This is a genomic window from Lentibacillus saliphilus, assembly GCF_019093865.1.
Classification (GTDB): Bacteria; Bacillota; Bacilli; order Bacillales; family Amphibacillaceae; genus Lentibacillus_B; species Lentibacillus_B saliphilus.
The window spans coordinates 1-19,285 of the sequence record NZ_JABJXD010000004.1 but is presented as its reverse complement, the minus strand read 5'-3'; the positions used below and the strand labels follow the sequence as shown (position 1 = coordinate 19,285).

The following is a 19,285-nucleotide window of genomic DNA, read 5'->3' as shown; positions in this document are numbered from 1 at the left end:
CAATTTTATACTGAAAACGCACACGATGGCACACTAGCTAGAAAATAAATAGCCAAACCCTCGGACCGTGCGAATATATTTTGGATTAGTAGGATCCTTTTCTAGTTTTCGTCGCAAATGACTAATATGGACCTTAACCGTTTGCAGTTCACCTACACTGTCAAATCCCCATATATGGTCATACAACTGTTCTGCACTCCATATTTGATTTGGATGTTTTGCAAGCTGAACGAGCAATTGCATTTCTTTGGCTGATAAGGTAACTGGTTCACCATTTAAGTAACACTGATACTGGTCAAGATCGATCGTCAGCTCATCATATTCTAAAAGGTTCTTTTCCGATTCAAACTGTTGATAGCGTCTTAAATTAGCACGTATTCTCGCTTCAAGCTCAGTATAATCGAAAGGCTTTGTGATATAATCATCCCCTCCTAACTCAAAGCACTTAACCTTATCAATCACTTCTCTGCGGACACTTAAAAAGATAATCGGTACAGTCATCTCTCTTCTGAGTTGTTGACACACTTCAAAGCCACTTTGACCAGGCATTTCAATGTCTAATATAATTAAATCTGGATTCTCCAAAGTCGCTAACCTTAATGCTTGATCTCCATTACGTGCTGTTAACACGCGATATCCCTTATTTTCCAAGTTTAATTGCATCAACTCACGAATACCCGCTTCATCATCAACAACTAATATTGTTTCTTTTATCATTCTCTACGCCCCCTTTTTGATCTCGCATAAATTGGTAGTACGATGGTGAAAACAGTTCCTACACCTTCTTCGCTTTCTGCCCAGATTATGCCATCATGCGCCTGAATGATCTCTTTTACAATCGCTAAACCTAACCCCATACCGGCTGTATTATCATTATCAATTGACTTTCCACCTTTATAAAATCGCTCAAAAATATACAGAAGTACCTCTTCACGTATACCTTCTCCATTGTCTCGTATCCGTATAGTCACTTCATCGGCTGCCTCTCCTACAATTGATTCCAACGTAATTTTCCCATCAATTGACGTATGCTTGATCGCATTCCAAATTAAATTGAAAAACACTTGATCCATTCGATCGGTATCAACGTAACAAACAAAGTGCGACAAAGCAGCTGTATTTGGCTCACTTTCAAAAGACCATGTCCGGTTTTCATGTTGGAGGTCCAGTTCAAGTTTAGTGTAAATCTGCTCTAACCACTCATTCAAATAAACGTCTTTTCGATTTAAGTTAATTTGGCCCGCTTCAAGCTTGGAAAGATCAGATAAATCATTGATTAAACGCTCCAAAATTTTCACCTTATGAAATACCATCTGAATATAACGTGAGTGGTCGAGTGGAATTAATCCCTCTTTAACAGCTTCAACGTATCCTTGGATTAACGTTACAGGTGTACCTAACTCATGAACAATATTCGCCAACAGTTCACGACGTGACTTGGCCATATGCACCAACTCGTCATTTGCTTTTGCTAGATCTTGATTTGCATGTTGAAGCGCTTCTGTTCGCGCTTCAACTTTTTGTTCTAATAGCCGGTTCATGTTTATGAGTTCTTCATTTAACCAGCTGAGCTGAATTAACGTTTTGACACGTGACAATAACTCTTGCTTATCACAAGGCTTAGACAAGTAATCATTTGCACCTGCTTCAAAAGCAGCAACTTTATCCTGCATTTGATCCTTTGCAGTAAGCATCAGAATAGGCAGCTCCAATAATGAATAGTGCTCTCTTAATCGACGACAAACATCATAACCAGACATTTTTGGCATCATAATGTCAAGAATTACAATTTGAATGTGTTGCGCTTTCACTTCCTTCAAGACAGCCTCTCCGTTAGACACAGCTGTGACGCGGTACCCCTCTAATGTCAGTTGATTTTTTAAGACTTGAAGATTCACAAATTCATCATCGGCAATTAGGATGTTGAGGTCTTTTTGCCCAGGGTGACCCGGGGCTGCCGAAACAATTTCATAATCCCCTTCATCCACCCTAAGAGAGGATGCTTTAGATAATATTTTTTCATCAGATGAAAGCCGCTGTTCCTGACTGATGGGGAGTGAAAAACTAAACATAGAACCGAAGCCGACTCTTGAATGAACATGTATTTCTCCACCATGTAGCTCGACTAATCGTTTCGTAATACTTAACCCAATACCTGAACCGCCATCTTCTCTTGATAATTCTATGTCACCTTGGTAAAACGGTTCAAAAATATCTGGAATTTGATTAGCATCTATTCCTTTTCCAGTATCTGATACAGTTATATTTAACTGATGATCTAATTGATGTGCGGAAACAGTCACTTCTCCTTTTTCGGTATATTTAATGGCATTTCCGATTAAATTATATAAAATTTGCTGCAAGCGATCTTTATCCGCCAACACCAAGGGCAATGTATCTTTAACATGATTTCTTATAGTAATCGGCTTGTCTTTTGCTAAAGGTCGACATACCGTCAAAACGACGTCCGTTAATGACGATAATTGAATTGGTTCAGGTTGAATGTCAAGGTCATCATTTTTCAGCTTGGAAAAATCGATAATATCATTAACTAAATTCGCCAACCGCCTTCCACTAATTGCAATCATCCATAAATGACGATCAAGGTCATCGGACAATGGACCTGCTGCGCCAGCTCTTAACGTTTCGGCAATGCCAATAATCCCATTTAAAGGGGTCCGTAACTCATGTGACGTAACCGTTAAAAATTCATCCTTTAGCTTGTCAGCTTTACGTAGGTTCTTTATCGCAGTCCTTTGGCTTTCAGCCGCTTCTTTTTCAGCCTTTTCCTTTTCTCGCCGTATCGTCTTATACCGGTCACCTAATGCAAGAGAAAGCAAAATGACTTCTATCGCTGTCGTCACTTGCCAGGCATATTTCGTAAAGGGGACATAAGGGATCACGCCCGCATCCACCAATACCGAGACAAACACACCAAAAAGAAAAATAGTCCAACCTACCGCAAAAAAACGCGCAGGACGATACCCATTCTTTAGACTAATCATGACGGTTGTAAGAACGATAATAATGGTCAATATGATACATATAATTGCGACATACATCGCAAGCGTTAAAGAAAAAAGACTCCATATTGCAGAAATTGCGTTTAAGACAATAAGCCCTTGGAAAACTTTATCCAATTTACGAAAAAAGCGATCTGTCTGCAGAAATCTCCTCGTAAACAGTAAAGCACCAATGTTATCTAGGCAAATGAATGTTACAACCGCACTTAAGTTCCATGACACATAATCCGACCATAGAAACTGGAAGCCCAAACCCGAATCTGATATATACAGGAGAGCATTAAAGACAACGAATAAAACATAATATAAATAACTGCGATCACCGATTGAAAAATAAAGAAACAAATTGTACAACGCCATGATAATTGATATGCCAATCAAAATCCCAAATAACATATACTCAACTTGGGATTTTTGATCAAATGCTGTATGCTGCCAAATCGTTAAAGGGAATTGCATTGCGCCGCCAGTCTCAAAGCGAATATAATACGTCTCTACATCATCTGTTTGCGCCGAAAGATTAAAGATAAAATTACGATGTTGCACGTTTCTTTCTTGAAATGTATATGCATTTCCTAATGTTGTCTCTTTAAATCCCCCTGTTTCTGTCGGCTGATATAACGTCATGTGATTCATTTTTGGCGTATCAATTTCAAGTAACCAATCTTCAACAGAAGTGTCATTGGCAATTTGAAAACGAATCCAATAAGCTGAATCTGTATAGCCATAGTTCGGCCGACCTTTCCGTGTGTATGGAGAAAATGCCTCATCGAGCTTACCTGAAGATATTTCCTCAATTGTATATGTCTGCTCTTTATCGACAAGGACATCAATGTATGAATCTAATTTAATCTGTTTTGTATCATTGTGTAATTGAGCGACTGGATTTCCTTCAGTGACATCTTTCGCTTGAACGAAATTGATGCCACCAAAAAGGAAAAACAGCGTCACTATACACGCCATTATTTTTATGCTTCTAACAATGGTGACCACACCCTTATCATTCTGTACCTTGCAACGGCAAATGTTTGCTTGATAGATTAGATTCATAATAAAAAGAGGCACTTTAAAAACATGAGTAGTATTTTAAAAGTGGAGATCTGTAACAGTTTTCCAAAAATAGGGAATCGTTTTGTTTGACTTTAGTCTACTCAACGATTCTTTTTCTGTCTAGTGGGAAACAGAACTTTCTTAATTAAAAGTAGCTTGACTTTCCCTCTTAATTTTAAACTAAAACGATCCAAGAAAGGCTTATTAAAGAAATAAACGACCGATTAATCTCAATTGGATGTTACACTATAACAGTGTAAACGAATAAGCATCGTAGTCTATAAAAATAGAGGTGATCACATGGATCAACATCTCAATGTATTTATTACGGTAGCAGAGAAACAAAACTTCTCACGTGCTGCAGAAGAATTACATATGACGCAACCCGCCGTCAGTCAGTATATTCGAGTACTAGAAGAAAATATGGGGACAAGGCTACTTGAAAGAACAAATAAATACGTCCGCCTCAACAAAGCTGGAGAAATTGTATATCATCACGGCAAGGAAATTATCGGTCTTTATGAGAAGATGCAAAATCTTGTTGATGACCTTGCCAATAAAGCCACCGGATCGCTGTCAATTGGCGCGAGCTACACATTTGGAGAATATGTGTTACCTAAAATTATCGCGGAAATGCAAGAGGTATATCCTGGCATTAAGCCTGAGATTACAATTGGCAATACAGCTGACATCTCTGAGCAAGTTATGACACGCCGATTGGACGTCGGTATAGTAGAAGGGCATTTTAAAAAAGAGCAGCATATGGAGGTTGAAGCGTTTGCCAATGACGATATGGTCATTATCGCCTCACCGCGGCATCCACTCGCACACCACGGCGGGAATATCACGGGGGCAGTATTAGAGCACGAAACGTGGATCTTAAGAGAGCTCGGTTCGGGTACGCGCAGTTCAGCTGAAGCTGTATTTGAGAGGTTGAACATTACCCCTAGTAACACCATTCATTTTAGCAGCACACAATCCATTAAAGAAGCCGTAGAGGCAGGCCTTGGTATTAGTTTATTATCACAATGGGCAATTCAGAAGGATATTCGTAATGGTGATCTCGTCTGCCTTGATGTTGCTGAGTTACCTTTCACCCGTCAGTTTTCGATCGTAACCGCATCACCGTTTCAAACGAAAGCGTTGCAATCATTTATTGATCTTGTTAAAGGACATCAGCGAACAGTTAGATAGATCGGGGCACGAACCACGGTACCCCTGCGGACACAAGCCTGCTATAGATAGGAAGCAATCCAAAGCAAAAGGATTCAATCCTCATATTTGAAGATTGAATCCTTTTCAGATCTTATGGCTGGTTATTTTCCAGGCTCTTGTTTTACCTTTTATAAATTTATTGTGCTGTATAGCCGCCATCGACTAGAAGATTTGCGCCAATAACGAAGCTCGCCTCATCTGATGCAAGGAATACTGCTGCTTTAGCGATTTCTTCTGGTCTACCGAGACGTCCAATTGGATGAAGAGATATGAGCGCTTCCTTCATCTCAGGCTCGACACCATCCAATATTGGCGTATCTACATAACCTGGACAAATGGCGTTTACACGAATGTTTTCCTTTGCGTATTCAACAGCTAAAGCTCTTGTCAAATTCGTGACGCCACCTTTTGCAGCTGTATAAGCTGCAGTCGCAGCTTGACCAACATGACCAAGAATAGATGAGCAGTTAATAACACTACCGCCACCTGTTTTTTGCATCGCTTTGATTGCATGCTTAGCACATAAAAACACACCGTCAAGATTGATGGATATGATCCGCTGCCAATCTTCATAGTCTAATTCAGTTGAAGGGTGCATCGCCCCGATACCAGCATTACTAAAAATGATGTCTAGCTTACCAAATTCGGCTTCTGCTCTGTTTACCATGCTTACGATATCGTCTTCTTTAGATACATCAACAAATTGAAAAACTGTATGCTTCCCATCTTGATTCAATTCATCAGCTAATTTCTGACCAAGTTCTTCGTTAATGTCAGCGATGACCACTTTGGCACCTTCTTTGACCATTTCACGAACAGTCCACTCACCAATACCACTAGAACCACCTGTAACGATTGCAACTTTGTTTTCTAAACGCATATCCATCATCCCTTCGCATATTAAGTAAGTTGTGTGTCTCACAGCTCATTAATATCGTTTTTATTTTGAAAAATAGAATATAAATTCTATTTGTCCTCACTATACACCAAGCATCAATATTGACAAGTATTACTCATCTCTTTTTAAGATTGACTTTAGCCGTTCATACTCTGCCTCATCAATCTCACCTTTAGCTAGACGTTCCTTGAGAATGTTTAAGGATGTTTTTTTATTACCCCCATTAATGAATTGCGAGATTAAAAATATCCCCAAACCGATCAAACCAACCCAAAATAAGATCATGACAATAAAGGACCAAAATGATCCAAATCCATGCATCATATACATCACACACACCTTCTTCATTGTTATTTACCCAAATGATAACGGTAATGTGTGAAGAAATAATGCATTTTTATGAATGTGATGCGTTTTTTACTGCTGCTTCATCATTTCATTAAGTACAGGGGTCGTTGGATTAGCTAGATAATGACCGCCTTCTACTTGGATCGTTTGTCCTGTGATGAATTTTGATTCATCTGATGCAAGGAACAGCATCGTATAACCAATATCATCATCTTCACCATGATATGGGAGCGCATTATGCTTCAAAAATGTTTCTTTTAATGGATCAGGAATATTTTTCTCGGCTGCTGGTGTCATGATTAACCCTGGTGCAACCCCGTTACAACGAATATGATCTTTACCATATTGTGTAGCGATGTAGCTTGTTAAATGATTAACAGCTGCTTTTGTCGATCCATAAGCGCTTCTAATAGAATCACTCGCATAAGCTGCCATTGAAGATGTATTAATAATCGAACCGCCGCCAATTTTTTTCATATGTGGTATCGCGAAACGCGCACCTAACAAAACGCTCTTTAAGTTGACATTTACAAGACGATCCCATTCATCAAGATCGATGTTCACTACATCCAAGTCTTTTTGCAAATTCGTTAATCCGACATTATTAATTAATACAGAAAGTTCACCATACGTATCTACTGTAAATTCAACTGCATCTTTAATAGATTGCTCTTGACCAGCATCCAAAAAGATACCCGTTGCTTCATAACCGTTTGCTTTAATGTCTTCTGCAGCTTTTTTAGCGCCTTCTTCATTAAAATCTGCTATAACGACTTTGGCACCTTCTTGAGCCATTAGTCTACATGCAGATAGTCCAATACCTGAAGCGCCACCAGTTACCAATGCTACTTTTCCTTCTACTCTTCCCATACTGACATCTCCTTGTTATGAGTTGGTATCCATTATTTAGTAATGTCTTTACACTCTTATTGTGACAGTTCAATTCTACCAATTCAATACGATCTGATTACAAATTTGTGAAATGTTGAGCAAAATCATAGAGTATATTTTTTACATATTAGGTTTTGTTTTTGTGCAATTTGCACATGATCATGTATATATATAGCCGAACATGTGAAAAAGTGCACTATTTAACAGGAATAAAATTGACAATACCAACCATCTAAAATATAATCTATGTGAAATGGTGAGCAAACTATTGCGGGAAGGAGTTATATCAGCTAGAAGATATAGACTTATGGAATGCATCGCTAAATGGTACACCTATTATGATTTACGTTTAAGCACTTCATTAATTATTAGTATAAGATTTTTCAAATCCATAATTTCTGTATCGTCACACCATTGTTGTTCACCTTTACAATTTAGGATTTATTAGTTTGTTTCATAATCGATAGGAAGGTGGAACGAAAATGAGTCAGAATAAAGGGAAAGTGCATTATGCTTGGTTGATGTTAATCTGTCTTTGTCTAATGGTCGGTTTAGGAAGGGGTGGCCTGAATAATTCAGGTGGCTTATACTTAACGCCAGTTTCTGAAGATTTAGGTATTGGTATTGGTAGCTTATCTGTTTATATGAGTATCGCATCGATTGCTACGATGGTCTTTCTACCTATTGCGGGTAAAATATTAACAAAGTATGATGTACGGCTTGTTTTAGTTGGGGCTGTTATTTTACAAGCAGGATCGTTTTCTATGTTCGGATTTATGAACTCGGTATGGGGCTGGTATATTTTTGCCGTACCTATGTCAATTGGGGCCATTTTTATCACGCAAGTATCTGGTCCAGTATTATTGAACCAATGGTTTAAGAAAAGGACAGGCTTTGCAATCGGGGTCATGATGGCGGCTTCTGGTGCTATTGGAGCAATCATACAACCAATCATTGGTTCACTTATTGAAAATCAAGGCTGGCGTTTTGCATATACATCAATTGGTGTAGTTGTTATTGCCATCTCAGTTCCTATCATTATATTTTTTATTCGCAAGCCTCAGGATAAGAACATGCTGCCTTATGGACAAGCAGAGGTCACCCAAGACGACAATCAAGAGACGAAAGAACCTGAAGTGTCAGGGGTAGAGCTTGCAGTTGCAAGAAAATCGATGGCATTATATGCACTTATCTTGTTCTTCTTTTTAATTACGTCATTTGGCAGCTTCGCCATGCACATTCCATCATATGCGATGAGTATGGGACATGATGTTAAATTTGCTGGTAATGTCATGAGTGCTTTCATGATTGGTATGCTGGTAGGTTCTCTAACGTTTGGTTACTTAAGTGATAAAATCGGTGCGAAGAGTACTGCTTTGTTTGCGATGGTTGTCGGATTCACGTCAGTTTCTTTACTTCTATTCCTTGCAGAAATGAACATTATGTTAATGCTCGGCGTTGGGCTATTCGGATTCGTATCGGCATCAATCGGTACACTTGGACCTGTTTTAACGTCCACATTGTTCGGTAATCGAGATTATACCCAAATCTTCTCAACCGCTTCTCTCGGTTTAGCTGTTGCCGGGATTCTAGCATTACCAATCTATGGGTACATCTATCAATTTACTGGAACATATTCTTCCGCTTTATATGCTATTTTAGTTATGTTAGTCATTGCTACGTTTATCATCTTTGTCGCCTTTAAAGGCAAACAAAAACTAATCGATGAAGGAAAATGGGTTTAATTTAACCAATTTAAAGCTAGAATTGATTATGAAAAGGCCAGTTGCACTGTTTCAAGGTGCTGCTGGTCTTTTTATGACGAATCCCCTACAAATAATCCGTATCTGCACACATTATTGATAATTGGTTGATATAATACGTATTGATATGCTTAAAATGTACAAGTTCTAATACGTAAAAGACTAAACGGGGGATGAAAATGAAACTAAAGTTAACGATCATCATGCTGTTAATTACTGGTTTGCTAGCTGCGTGTAATGATGGCTCAGAAAATGCATCAAACGACCTCGCGCCAGAGGAGCTTAAGCAATTGATTAATGATTATAGTACAGGCGATGGGATTGGACAATCCGCTTCTATTACGGCAACAGAGCTCGTAATCACAAGTAACGATAATAAAAAGACTGTTCATGACTTACCCAAGGATGAATTCTTTGTTTCGATAGCACCATACATGAATGTCACACATCCATGCACGAATCATAGCTTAACAGGTTGCCAAGGGGAGTTGGTTGACCGAGATATTGATTTGTACATTGAGGACGAGGACGGAAATGTCATACTTGAAGATACGATGAATACAGGCAAAAATGGCTTTATAGATTTGTGGCTTCCGCGTGACCAAACCTATATGGTGAAAATGACGTATGACGGTAAGGAAGTAGAATCTAATATATCAACATTCGACAATGATGGAACATGCATTACAACAATGCAATTAATTTAACAAAAAAGGCATCATAAATTGGTGCCTTTTTTGTTTCATTTTAAATAGTAACGTACACAATGATAGACAATGCCAGTGATACGATCGTCATTGCTGCTAATGGGCGTAATGCCTTTGTGCGCAGGTCTTTTAAACTCACATTCAGACCCAGTCCAACCATAGCGGCGGTTAATAGCCATGTCGTCAAAGTAAAGACACCTTCCATAACACCATCAGATACTGGAATGGAATGACCAAATACATAACTTCCAAGTAAACTTAAAATAATGAAGCCGACGAGGAACCATGGAAATTCGATTTTTGCATCAGTTTCCTCAGCATTTTTGTTTTTACGTTTCATCATATAAATAAAAATAAAGCAAAGTGGTACGAGTAAAAACACACGTCCGAGTTTAGCTAAAAGTCCTATGGCAAGGGCATCCTCACCACCGGGCGCTGCTGCTAATGCCACATGGGCAACCTCATGTAAACTCGTTCCCGACCAAATACCATATTGTATGGCATCGATTGGTAGGATTGGTCTTAATATGGTATAGGTAATCGCAAATACCGTTCCCATTAAAGCAATGATGCCAACACCAATCGCTGTATCCTCATCTTTTGACTTAATAATCGGTGCAACTGCAGCAATTGCAGCCGCTCCACATACACCTGTACCCACCCCAAGCAGCAAGGAAATTTTTTTGTCCGCTTTGAACAATTTAGCAAGCCAAACAGTTGCTATAATCGCAAAAGCAATAACAGCTGCATCACGAACCAACAACCCTAAACCATCGCTTAACACAACATCAATATTTAATTTAAGACCGTATAAAATAATAGCTGCTCGCAAAAGCCGCTTAGATGAAAAAGCAATTCCCGAGCGAATGATTTCAGGGTAGCCGAATATTTGCCGATAAGCAACGGCAATAATGATCGCACATGCTAATTGGCCCACTTGATCAAATCCAGGAACCATTGCCAACAAATAGCCTAACAAAGCAATTAAAAATGTAAATGCAACACCTCCTACCCAAGCACTCACCGGAGAAGGATTTTTCTTTATTTGATTATTTGCCTCTGTACTTTCCATAACGTACAAACACACCTCCTATAACAAGGATAAAGCATTTTTATGAATAAGGAAAATAGTTATTTATGATGGTCATGATAAGTAAATGCATATCATAAAGGCAGAATCATTAATTACAAACAGTGATATCCTTGCTTATGATCATTCGGCAACCTTATAATAGGTTCACCATATAGACAGGAGGCACATGATGGTACACGTTACATTTATAAACGCAGACGGAAAGTCCTATGAAACCACCATTAAAGACGGTCAAACGATTTTGCGTGCTGCGCGACAAGGACATGTGCCACTACGACACAAATGTGGTGGACAAGCATCATGTACGACATGCAAGGTGACGATTGAGGATCAATCATATGTCTCCCCGCCTAACGATAAAGAGCGATATAAACTAGGGGATACAAATATTCATAACCATATCCGGCTAAGCTGCCAAACAAAAGTCTTCGGTAACGTTCATGCAACTATCCCAGAAGACCCTTATCAAGCACGCATCCGCCAATTACTCAAACAGCAGAATGAACATGATTAAGGGGCTGGGACAAAAGAGTTTTAATCAAATTAAGGGCCGAACAATACGACCGCTCCGGAAATATACTTCGCGACCGACAACCAGGACGATTTAGTGTCGACGTTGGCGCAGGACGCGCCGAATTTAACGAACGACAACCAGGCCGATTTAGTGTCGACGTTGGCGCAGGACGCGCCGAATTTAACGAACGACAACCAGGCCGATTTAGTGTCGACGTTGGCGCAGGCCGCGCCGAACTTAGTCGACCATCCCCTCGGTGAGCCTCAGGGCAACAGGAGGTTCGTCATGAAGGCGTGGCGATTGACGTCGCGGTCTTAGCCTTCCATCCCTAAGCACTGCGGGGTCTCGCCTAGGCCTTCCATTCCGCTGGAGTCTTCGTATATTTCCGGAGCTAATCGTGAGCATTGTTCGTCTTTTGAGTTAAACTTTAAGTTATGTCCCAACCTCCTTTTCATTTACAACTCTAATTCTTTCGGAGTCAAATTGTTCTTATTCATGAGTCTGATCTGTACAGGGTCGACTTCTAAAACGACATAGTTCGGATCATTAGGACCATCAAACCAATGATTCATATAATCATTCCAAATTTTATCCTTCATTTCTTCAGATTCATTAAAGGACACTTTACCTTTATATTCGACATAATCATCGCCGATTCCATCACCTTCATATCCTAGCAAAATATGTGTCGAAGGGTTATTTTCAATTTCCTCAGCTTTATCGGTCTCTTTACTCGTTGCAGTATACAGCTTTAACCCATCGTTCATAAACGTCATGTATCGTGAATGAGGCTCATTCCCTTTAACCGTCGCCATTGTGCCAACATGAGATTCATCTAATATTTTTTCAACGCTTTCCCGAATTTCTTTCTGATCCATGCTTCGTCACTCCTCGTTAATAGTTCTATTCCGCCTTATTGTTCCATACTTTTAAGATGTTAAACATTACGTGTACACGAAATATAAGAGGAGCCCTTAAATCCATAGAAAAAGGACCTTTTTAGACATAAAAAAAAGCCTAGATCCTAAGCCTTCATTCGGCCGCGGATACTAGGCATTATTATTATTATTATTGTTGCATTAAATCATTCAAGTCGGGTGTCGTAGGATTAGCAAGATAATGGCCACCTTCTACCTGAATCGTTTGACCTGTAATAAACTTCGACTCATCTGAAGCTAGGAAAAGTACAGTATTGCCAATATCGTCGCCTTCGCCATGGTATGGCAACGCATTATGTCTTAAGAATAAATCCTTTAACGTATCTGGAATATTCTTTTCAGCTGCAGGTGTCATAATTAAGCCAGGTGCCACACCGTTACAACGGATGCGGTCTTTTCCGTATTGTGTTGCAATGTACCGTGTTAAATGAGTAACAGCAGCCTTCGTCGTACCATAAGCCGTACGAATAGAATCACTCGCATAAGCCGCCATCGATGCTGTGTTAATAATGGCACCACCACCAGCTTCCTGCATATGAGGAATGGCAAAGCGTGAGCCTAATACGACACTGGTTAAATTAACATTAATCAAACGGTTCCATTCATCCATATCCATGTTGACAACATCTAAGTCTTTTTGTAAGTTAGTTAATCCAACGTTGTTTACCAATACTGTAATTGTGTCATACGTATCAACTGTAAACTGGACAGCTTGTTTAATAGATTCTTCTTGACCAGCATCTAAAAATACCGATGACGCTTCGAATCCTTTTGCTTTAATATCTTCAGCAGCCTGTTTGGCACCTGCTTCATTAAAATCAGCAATTACGACTTTAGCGCCCTCTTTAGCCAATAAATTTGCTGTAGATAAACCAATTCCTGATGCACCGCCTGTTACGAGTGCGACTTTTCCTTCAACTCTACCCATATTTGCCATCTCCTTGATGAATAATCTATTAATATGTTTATTTCATTTACAGTATGACAAACTCATAGGGTGAATACAAGTAATTTAATTCGCAAAATTTGTGAAATGGTGAGCAATTAGGGCGTATTAACTATTGTAACAGTATTTATACCGCTCACGCGTTGTATACTGGTAATATAAGTCAGTGAGGTGTTGAGCTTCAACTGGACATTAAGTGACAATAACACTAATTTGAACAGCATCAAACACCTCTCATCGTCATGCCTTTAATAGCTTAGCATTGATGGCTACGATAATCGTACTTAAACTCATCAACACCGCGCCGACCGCCGGACTTAATACGATTCCGAATGGCGCTAGAACACCAGCCGCAAGCGGTATGGCAAATATATTATAGCCTGTTGCCCACCACAAATTTTGAACCATTTTTCGATAGGTCTTTTTAGATAAATCCATTAAGTCTACAACATCTTTAGGGTTACTTCTGACAAGGACAACGTCAGCAGTCTCCATCGCGACATCTGTTCCAGCGCCAATGGCAATGCCTAAATCAGCTGTCGCCAATGCAGGAGCATCGTTAACGCCATCTCCTGTCATCGCTACCTTCCACCCTTTGGCTTGGATATCCTTTACTTGATTGGCTTTATCATCTGGTAACACTTCAGCATACACCTCATCGATATCCAACTGCTTCGCTACCCAATCCGCTACTTTTTTATTGTCGCCTGTTAGCATAATGGAATGTACACCATTATCTTTCAACTCGGATATGGCTTCTTTTGCTGACTCACGAATGATATCCGCCAATGCAATCATGCCAATTAGGTCATCATCCAATAGGACAAATATGACCGTCTTACCTTCTTCAGACATTCGGTTGAACATTTGTTGATTATATTCTATACCTTGACTCTTTATATAACCTGGACTAACAGCATTAACCTTTTTCCCTTCAACAATTCCTTCAATCCCTTTACCAGTCATTGAGTTAAACTGTGTAATCGATTTAAGTTTCAATCCCTTGTCAATCGCTGATTTTAAGATACCAGCTGCTATTGGATGTTCTGAATTCTGCTCTAAGCTTGCACCCCAGATCAAAACCTCGTCTTCCGAAAAACCTTCACTTGGTACAATATTTGTGACACCAAATTTGCCTTCTGTCAGAGTCCCCGTTTTATCAAAAACGACCGCATTTAAATGGCGTGCATTTTCAAAGTTTGCTCGGTTACGGATTAATAATCCTTTATGAGCTGACAATGCTGTCGAAACTGCGACAACGAGAGGGGCTGCTAGACCTAAGGCATGAGGACACGTAATGACCATTACGGTAACCATCCGCTCTAAGGCAACATCAAAAGAATGACCTAATGCGAGCCAGATAAACAATGTTGCAAAGCCTGCTGTTAACGCAAGGTAAAATAACCATTTAGCCGCTCGATTCGTTAAATCTTGTGTTTTTGATTTAGACTCCTGTGCTTCTTTGACCAATGTAATAACTTGGGATAAATAAGAAGCTTCACCCGTTTTTTCTACTTGAATGATTAATGAGCCTTCATTATTGACTGAACCACCGATAACCTCATCCTGTTGCTCTTTTTCAACAGGTACTGATTCACCAGTTAACATGGATTCATCAACAGTCGACTTCCCATCCAATATTGTTCCATCTACGGGTATTTTTTCACCGGGTTTAACGAGAACCCTATCCTGACTGCTCAACTCCGATATGGGCACCTCATGAACCTCGTCATTGCTATCGAGTTTATGTGCTTGACTCGGCATGAGCTTAACGAGCTTCTCTAATGCATTAGAGGCACCCATTACGGATTTCATCTCAATCCAATGACCAAGGAGCATAATATCAACTAAAGTGGCAAGCTCCCAAAACAAATTTTGACCGTCCCATCCAAATACAACAAGCGCACTATACACATAGGCAATTGTTATAGCAAGGCCTATCAGGGTCATCATTCCAGGGTTTCTATCCTTTAATTCACTAAATCCACCTGTAATAAATGGCCAGCCTCCATAGAAAAAAACAAGTGAGGCAAGGAAAAATAAGATATAGTGATCATTTGCAAATCGCCAATTCACACCCATAAAATCCTGAATCATTGGTGATAAAGCGAGAATCGGAATTGTGATCAATAATGAGACATAAAAACGCTTCTTAAAATCGCTCACCATATCCCCATGGTTATGGTGATCATGTCCTTCATGACTGTGATGCTCATGTTGATGTGTATGATGATCGTGATGATTGGCATGTTCCTCGTGGTTGTTACCTTTATGGTCTACCATAAAAAATCGCCCCTATCATCTTTTTGATTCGTATCAATTTAGTTCATTCTTATAGATAAATGGCCACCTGTTCTTTTATGATTCCTTTTTTCTTTGCGTGTAAAACCACTGATTACTCAACCTTCACTTGCCCCATCATACCGTTATCTTCATGCTCTAAAATATGGCAGTGATACATAAAAACGCCTTCTTCAGGAAATTTGACTGCGATTTTTGCTTTGTCACCCGGGTCCAACGCAATCGTATCCTTATAGCCTTGTAAATTGGCCGGAGGGGCTTCACCATTAACAGAAATCACTTTGAATTGGGTACCGTGAATATGAAACGGGTGTATCATACCGCCCATCATATCCGGTTTGTTATAAATCTCCCATATTTCTGTTTCACCTTTTTTCTGCGTAAAATCAATCCGATTCATATCAAACTTTTTACCATTAATCGTCACATGCTCACCCATACCGAATAATTCTATTCGCTTACTAACCGGTTTATCCAACTCTTCTTGAGTCAACGCTATTGGCGCTTCAGGAAACTGTATGCCCTTAGTTTCTTTAGCAACTGCATCAGTTACTTTAAATGGTAATAATACAGTTTCATCATCGGTGACTAACGCGATCTTTTCGTTTTCTGTTAGCTGAGAGAAATCAACGACGATTTCTGCCCGCTCTGACGGCGTTAATTGTATTTCAGTTAATTCCACTGGCTTATTTAATAAACCACCATCTGATGCAATCTGCTGAAATGATTGGTTGTTACTTAATTTAAACGTATAATTTCTCATATTAGAGCCGTTTAATAGTCTTAAACGTACTTTTTCTTGCTTAACTGCTAAATAAGGATTTAACGTACCATTAATAAGTAACGTCTCACCCAATGTACCGTCTTCATCCTTTACCGCTTCAAACTCCAACTGTTTCTCTTCATTAAATGTTCTATCTTGAATGATTAATGGGAAGTCATTTTCACCATATACATATGAATTGTCGTTCGCCTCGTCTTCTATATACATTAATCCCGCCAGCCCTTCAAAAACTTGTTTTGCCGTTTTTCCTTTTGGATGAGGATGGAACCACAACGTTGCACTGTCTTGCTGTACGTCAAACGTAATTTCTTTTTCTTCTCCCGGTTGAATAACACTATGCGGTCCACCATCCGCTTCACCCTCTATAATCAAGCCATGCCAATGAAAGGTTGTTGCTTCATCTAATTTGTTTTTTAATGTCAAATGAGCAGTTTGCCCCTTTTCTAACCTCAAAACTGGCCCTAAAAAAGGCTCATTATACCCTAAAGTATCGGTCTGGACACCGTCAAAAATTTCGGTCTGACCTTTTTGTGCTTCAATTGTATAATAGACATTATTACCGTCTTCTTTATCTTTTTCCAATAAAGGCGGTATGTTTAACCGATTTTCCCCTGTCGAATTTTGTATGTGCACATCATCATGTCCGTGTCCCATGCCCATTGACCCTTGTCCCATCATCGATCCTTGGGTATTGTCTTCCGAATTCTCATCTGACGTATCCATTGGCGTATCCATCATATTACCAGCATTGCATGCAGCCAAAATAATAAGGCCCATTAAGGTTAAAACCATCACGATATATCGTTTCATTCTCCACACCGCCTGTAAATATTTTCTAGATACTATGTTAAGGGAAGCTTGTGCAGAAAGTATGTAGAAAACATTACAGCTTATTTCAAATAGACAACAAATGGTAACAACAGCATTCACACATAAAAACGCCTAACCTTTATCAGTTAAGCGCTTAAAAGAGAGCTTCTATAAGTTATCAAAATTTCATCCTCAATCGATCTCTAATACGAACTTCATACAACTACTCTGTTACTTGCATACCACTTAAAACATGCGTTTTTTCGCGCGCCAAGGGTTAACACCTATATTACTTGTATTAGGAGCAATCGTTCTAGCTATACAGGAACTCAAACTTATTTTTATCGGCTACGAATGACTAACTCAGGTGTGGGCACACCCATAGTCATGTCAGATCCTTTATCGCATCCTATTATCAGTTCTTTCTTCCTGTCGTTTCGTCTCAATGGTCAGCCGTTGTTCATCGAAGTCTCCATCTTCCGGGTGCCGCCTTTTTGCCTTAGGGGGTGCTTTCTTTCTGCCCTCGTACACCCACCAGCCAAGCGACACCATTCCGATCAAGCCAATGACTAACCAGCCAAACGGTGCTGGTAAAATGCTGTAAAGAAAAAATATGACGATCACAATGCCAAGTATCACGGATAATGCACCCATGTCCATCCCCCTCTCAAAAATGCAATGCTTTGTCTATGATGACACCCAAAAATCTGTGAAATAGAACCATAGAAAAAGCACGTATATTGATATGTATGTTAATAGGACACGCTTCATTATAAATATGTTCGCCTAAAAAGCTACATAGCTATTTTTAATGGCCTGACGCCGCATTTCCACCGACGACTTCTAGTTGGATTATTATTTGTTCTTAGATTCTTCTAAGAGAGAAATAATTTTATCATTTTGTTCAATCATTGTTTGATTTTGCTTTCTAAGCTTTACGAAGTCAAATAGGAAGCCTAGCAAAATCACTAACACTAAAATATCGAGCACAATTTTTCCTCCATCTATTGTTTTTAGGAAAATCTAGCCCTTACATAGAAACCAGTATACTGCAATCATGCCTGATTGAGGCATAATCGTTAATACAATTAACCTAAAAGAGGACCTTAGTTATAATTAAAAAAGTTATCGAGAATAGTGACAGAAAAAAAATAAACGCCCCACAAAGTAATAACTTCGCCTTTTTATTCATAGTTCTCACATCATTACGTGATAAAGAAAAACCAAATAGTAAACCACCTACAATTGACATTAAACCGAATGATATATTTACTGTTCCCAACCACATACCTGCCATAAAGAGAGCAAAAGCTAGTATAGGGCTAAATAATACTTTAACAGCCATTTTAATATACCCCTCCTTTTACATATCATTATCAGTATAGCCTTTGAACAATCTGATCTATTTATTGAATTACCCATTATATATCTTAACATAAATTAATAAACATTCTAATTATTTTACAACTTAGCATATAAGATCAAAAAAATCGTAATTCGAGTAGTGACAATGTCCATTATGTGCTGAGGAGGAACCAACAAGCCGATTTTTAAGTGCTGGCCGGCTACAGTCTGTGGGTATTAGATTCTATGACACTCCCCTTGTCATTCGGTGATTAACAAAGTGTGGAACAGTCCAAGAAATAGATTCAACAAAAATGACGCTGCTCTTTTTTCAAGAACAGCGTCATTTTAACGTTTTTATTAAGCTTCCAGCCGGATTTGAACCGACGACCCCTTCCTTACCATGGAAGTGCTCTACCTGCTGAGCTATGGAAGCATTATGGCTCCACAGGCAGGATTCGAACCTGCGACCGATCGGTTAACAGCCGATTGCTCTACCACTGAGCTACTGTGGAATAGACATATAAACGATTTTATGTATGTGTATTGATAGTATATATCCTTAGATATTAATAAACCCAATGATATAAATATCACTGAGTATGTAGGTCGTTTAGATAAAATTTATAATTGCCTGGCGGCGTCCTACTCTTGCAGGGG

Annotated in this window: 16 protein-coding genes and 2 tRNA genes; 4 read left to right on the top strand and 14 right to left on the bottom strand. The window is 39.2% G+C overall.

Features of this window, described 5'->3' with window-relative positions; translation table 11 throughout:
* Positions 1 to 33: 33 nt before the first annotated feature.
* Positions 34 to 717, bottom strand: coding sequence for a response regulator transcription factor (locus HPC67_RS08295; protein WP_217587110.1), 684 nt, complete (start codon positions 715 to 717; stop codon positions 34 to 36).
* A complete protein-coding gene (locus HPC67_RS08290; protein WP_217587108.1) occupies positions 714 to 3,986 on the bottom strand; it encodes an ATP-binding protein in 3,273 nt (1,090 codons plus the stop codon). Before HPC67_RS08290 ends, HPC67_RS08295 begins: the two co-directional genes overlap by 4 nt.
* Before the next feature lie 387 nt (positions 3,987 to 4,373).
* Here HPC67_RS08290 and HPC67_RS08285 point away from each other — a divergent pair, with 387 nt between their 5' ends.
* Positions 4,374 to 5,267 (top strand): LysR family transcriptional regulator, encoded by an 894-nt coding sequence (locus HPC67_RS08285; RefSeq protein WP_217587107.1) that lies wholly within the window; start codon positions 4,374 to 4,376, stop codon positions 5,265 to 5,267.
* A 157-nt stretch (positions 5,268 to 5,424) separates the two neighbouring features.
* Here the strand turns inward: HPC67_RS08285 and HPC67_RS08280 are convergent, their stop codons facing one another.
* The 3 genes from HPC67_RS08280 to HPC67_RS08270 form a co-directional block, all read right to left on the bottom strand.
* Entirely contained in the window at positions 5,425 to 6,168 is a 744-nt protein-coding gene (locus HPC67_RS08280) for an SDR family NAD(P)-dependent oxidoreductase (RefSeq protein ID WP_217587106.1), read from the bottom strand.
* Positions 6,169 to 6,297: 129 nt separating this feature from the next.
* Positions 6,298 to 6,516 (bottom strand): SHOCT domain-containing protein, encoded by a 219-nt coding sequence (locus HPC67_RS08275; RefSeq protein WP_217587105.1) that lies wholly within the window; start codon positions 6,514 to 6,516, stop codon positions 6,298 to 6,300.
* An 87-nt stretch (positions 6,517 to 6,603) separates the two neighbouring features.
* The gene (locus tag HPC67_RS08270) at positions 6,604 to 7,404 is read right to left on the bottom strand and encodes an SDR family NAD(P)-dependent oxidoreductase (protein WP_217587104.1); all 801 of its coding nucleotides are present in this window, start codon (positions 7,402 to 7,404) and stop codon (positions 6,604 to 6,606) included.
* 503 nt (positions 7,405 to 7,907) lie between these two features.
* Between HPC67_RS08270 and HPC67_RS08265 the strand changes: the two genes are divergently transcribed.
* Positions 7,908 to 9,170, top strand: a complete 1,263-nt coding sequence (locus tag HPC67_RS08265; protein WP_217587103.1) for an MFS transporter — start codon at positions 7,908 to 7,910, stop codon at positions 9,168 to 9,170.
* A gap of 197 nt (positions 9,171 to 9,367) precedes the next feature.
* Positions 9,368 to 9,895, top strand: a complete 528-nt coding sequence (locus HPC67_RS08260) for a CueP family metal-binding protein (protein WP_217587102.1) — start codon at positions 9,368 to 9,370, stop codon at positions 9,893 to 9,895.
* Positions 9,896 to 9,935: 40 nt separating this feature from the next.
* Here HPC67_RS08260 and HPC67_RS08255 read toward each other — a convergent pair whose 3' ends face one another.
* Positions 9,936 to 10,967 (bottom strand): YeiH family protein, encoded by a 1,032-nt coding sequence (locus tag HPC67_RS08255; RefSeq protein ID WP_217587101.1) that lies wholly within the window; start codon positions 10,965 to 10,967, stop codon positions 9,936 to 9,938.
* Between the two features lie 190 nt (positions 10,968 to 11,157).
* On the opposite strand from HPC67_RS08255, the gene HPC67_RS08250 reads away from it, so the two are divergent.
* Positions 11,158 to 11,502, top strand: a complete 345-nt coding sequence (locus HPC67_RS08250; RefSeq protein ID WP_217587099.1) for a 2Fe-2S iron-sulfur cluster-binding protein — start codon at positions 11,158 to 11,160, stop codon at positions 11,500 to 11,502.
* 455 nt (positions 11,503 to 11,957) lie between these two features.
* Here the strand turns inward: HPC67_RS08250 and HPC67_RS08245 are convergent, their stop codons facing one another.
* From HPC67_RS08245 to HPC67_RS08210, 8 genes are all read right to left on the bottom strand, one after another.
* A complete protein-coding gene (locus HPC67_RS08245) occupies positions 11,958 to 12,380 on the bottom strand; it encodes a pyridoxamine 5'-phosphate oxidase family protein (protein ID WP_217587097.1) in 423 nt (140 codons plus the stop codon).
* Positions 12,381 to 12,570: 190 nt separating this feature from the next.
* Positions 12,571 to 13,368 carry an SDR family NAD(P)-dependent oxidoreductase gene (locus tag HPC67_RS08240; RefSeq protein ID WP_217587095.1) on the bottom strand — a complete coding sequence of 266 codons (798 nt, stop codon included), beginning with the start codon at positions 13,366 to 13,368 and terminating at the stop codon, positions 12,571 to 12,573.
* Between the two features lie 258 nt (positions 13,369 to 13,626).
* Positions 13,627 to 15,669 carry a copper-translocating P-type ATPase gene (locus HPC67_RS08235; protein WP_217587094.1) on the bottom strand — a complete coding sequence of 681 codons (2,043 nt, stop codon included), beginning with the start codon at positions 15,667 to 15,669 and terminating at the stop codon, positions 13,627 to 13,629.
* A 112-nt stretch (positions 15,670 to 15,781) separates the two neighbouring features.
* On the bottom strand, positions 15,782 to 17,281 hold the full coding sequence (locus tag HPC67_RS08230) for a multicopper oxidase family protein (protein ID WP_217587093.1): 1,500 nt from the start codon (positions 17,279 to 17,281) through the stop codon (positions 15,782 to 15,784).
* Positions 17,282 to 17,680: 399 nt separating this feature from the next.
* Positions 17,681 to 17,935 carry a hypothetical protein gene (locus tag HPC67_RS08225; RefSeq protein ID WP_217587092.1) on the bottom strand — a complete coding sequence of 85 codons (255 nt, stop codon included), beginning with the start codon at positions 17,933 to 17,935 and terminating at the stop codon, positions 17,681 to 17,683.
* A 439-nt stretch (positions 17,936 to 18,374) separates the two neighbouring features.
* Entirely contained in the window at positions 18,375 to 18,626 is a 252-nt protein-coding gene (locus HPC67_RS08220; RefSeq protein WP_217587091.1) for a hypothetical protein, read from the bottom strand.
* Positions 18,627 to 18,988: 362 nt separating this feature from the next.
* Positions 18,989 to 19,061: transfer RNA gene (locus HPC67_RS08215), tRNA-Thr, on the bottom strand.
* Positions 19,062 to 19,065: 4 nt separating this feature from the next.
* Positions 19,066 to 19,140, bottom strand: a tRNA-Asn gene (locus HPC67_RS08210).
* Positions 19,141 to 19,285: the final 145 nt, after the last annotated feature.

Bases quoted from the DNA above. Each gene is read 5' to 3' on its own strand.
- HPC67_RS08295 (WP_217587110.1), bottom strand. From the start codon at position 717: ATGATAAAAGAAACAATATTAGTTGTTGATGATGAAGCGGGTATTCGT.
- HPC67_RS08290 (WP_217587108.1), bottom strand. From the start codon at position 3,986: ATGGCGTGTATAGTGACGCTGTTTTTCCTTTTTGGTGGCATCAATTTC.
- HPC67_RS08285 (WP_217587107.1), top strand. From the start codon at position 4,374: ATGGATCAACATCTCAATGTATTTATTACGGTAGCAGAGAAACAAAAC.
- HPC67_RS08280 (WP_217587106.1), bottom strand. From the start codon at position 6,168: ATGCGTTTAGAAAACAAAGTTGCAATCGTTACAGGTGGTTCTAGTGGT.
- HPC67_RS08275 (WP_217587105.1), bottom strand. From the start codon at position 6,516: ATGTATATGATGCATGGATTTGGATCATTTTGGTCCTTTATTGTCATG.
- HPC67_RS08270 (WP_217587104.1), bottom strand. From the start codon at position 7,404: ATGGGAAGAGTAGAAGGAAAAGTAGCATTGGTAACTGGTGGCGCTTCA.
- HPC67_RS08265 (WP_217587103.1), top strand. From the start codon at position 7,908: ATGAGTCAGAATAAAGGGAAAGTGCATTATGCTTGGTTGATGTTAATC.
- HPC67_RS08260 (WP_217587102.1), top strand. From the start codon at position 9,368: ATGAAACTAAAGTTAACGATCATCATGCTGTTAATTACTGGTTTGCTA.
- HPC67_RS08255 (WP_217587101.1), bottom strand. From the start codon at position 10,967: ATGGAAAGTACAGAGGCAAATAATCAAATAAAGAAAAATCCTTCTCCG.
- HPC67_RS08250 (WP_217587099.1), top strand. From the start codon at position 11,158: ATGGTACACGTTACATTTATAAACGCAGACGGAAAGTCCTATGAAACC.
- HPC67_RS08245 (WP_217587097.1), bottom strand. From the start codon at position 12,380: ATGGATCAGAAAGAAATTCGGGAAAGCGTTGAAAAAATATTAGATGAA.
- HPC67_RS08240 (WP_217587095.1), bottom strand. From the start codon at position 13,368: ATGGGTAGAGTTGAAGGAAAAGTCGCACTCGTAACAGGCGGTGCATCA.
- HPC67_RS08235 (WP_217587094.1), bottom strand. From the start codon at position 15,669: ATGGTAGACCATAAAGGTAACAACCACGAGGAACATGCCAATCATCAC.
- HPC67_RS08230 (WP_217587093.1), bottom strand. From the start codon at position 17,281: ATGAAACGATATATCGTGATGGTTTTAACCTTAATGGGCCTTATTATT.
- HPC67_RS08225 (WP_217587092.1), bottom strand. From the start codon at position 17,935: ATGGGTGCATTATCCGTGATACTTGGCATTGTGATCGTCATATTTTTT.
- HPC67_RS08220 (WP_217587091.1), bottom strand. From the start codon at position 18,626: ATGGCTGTTAAAGTATTATTTAGCCCTATACTAGCTTTTGCTCTCTTT.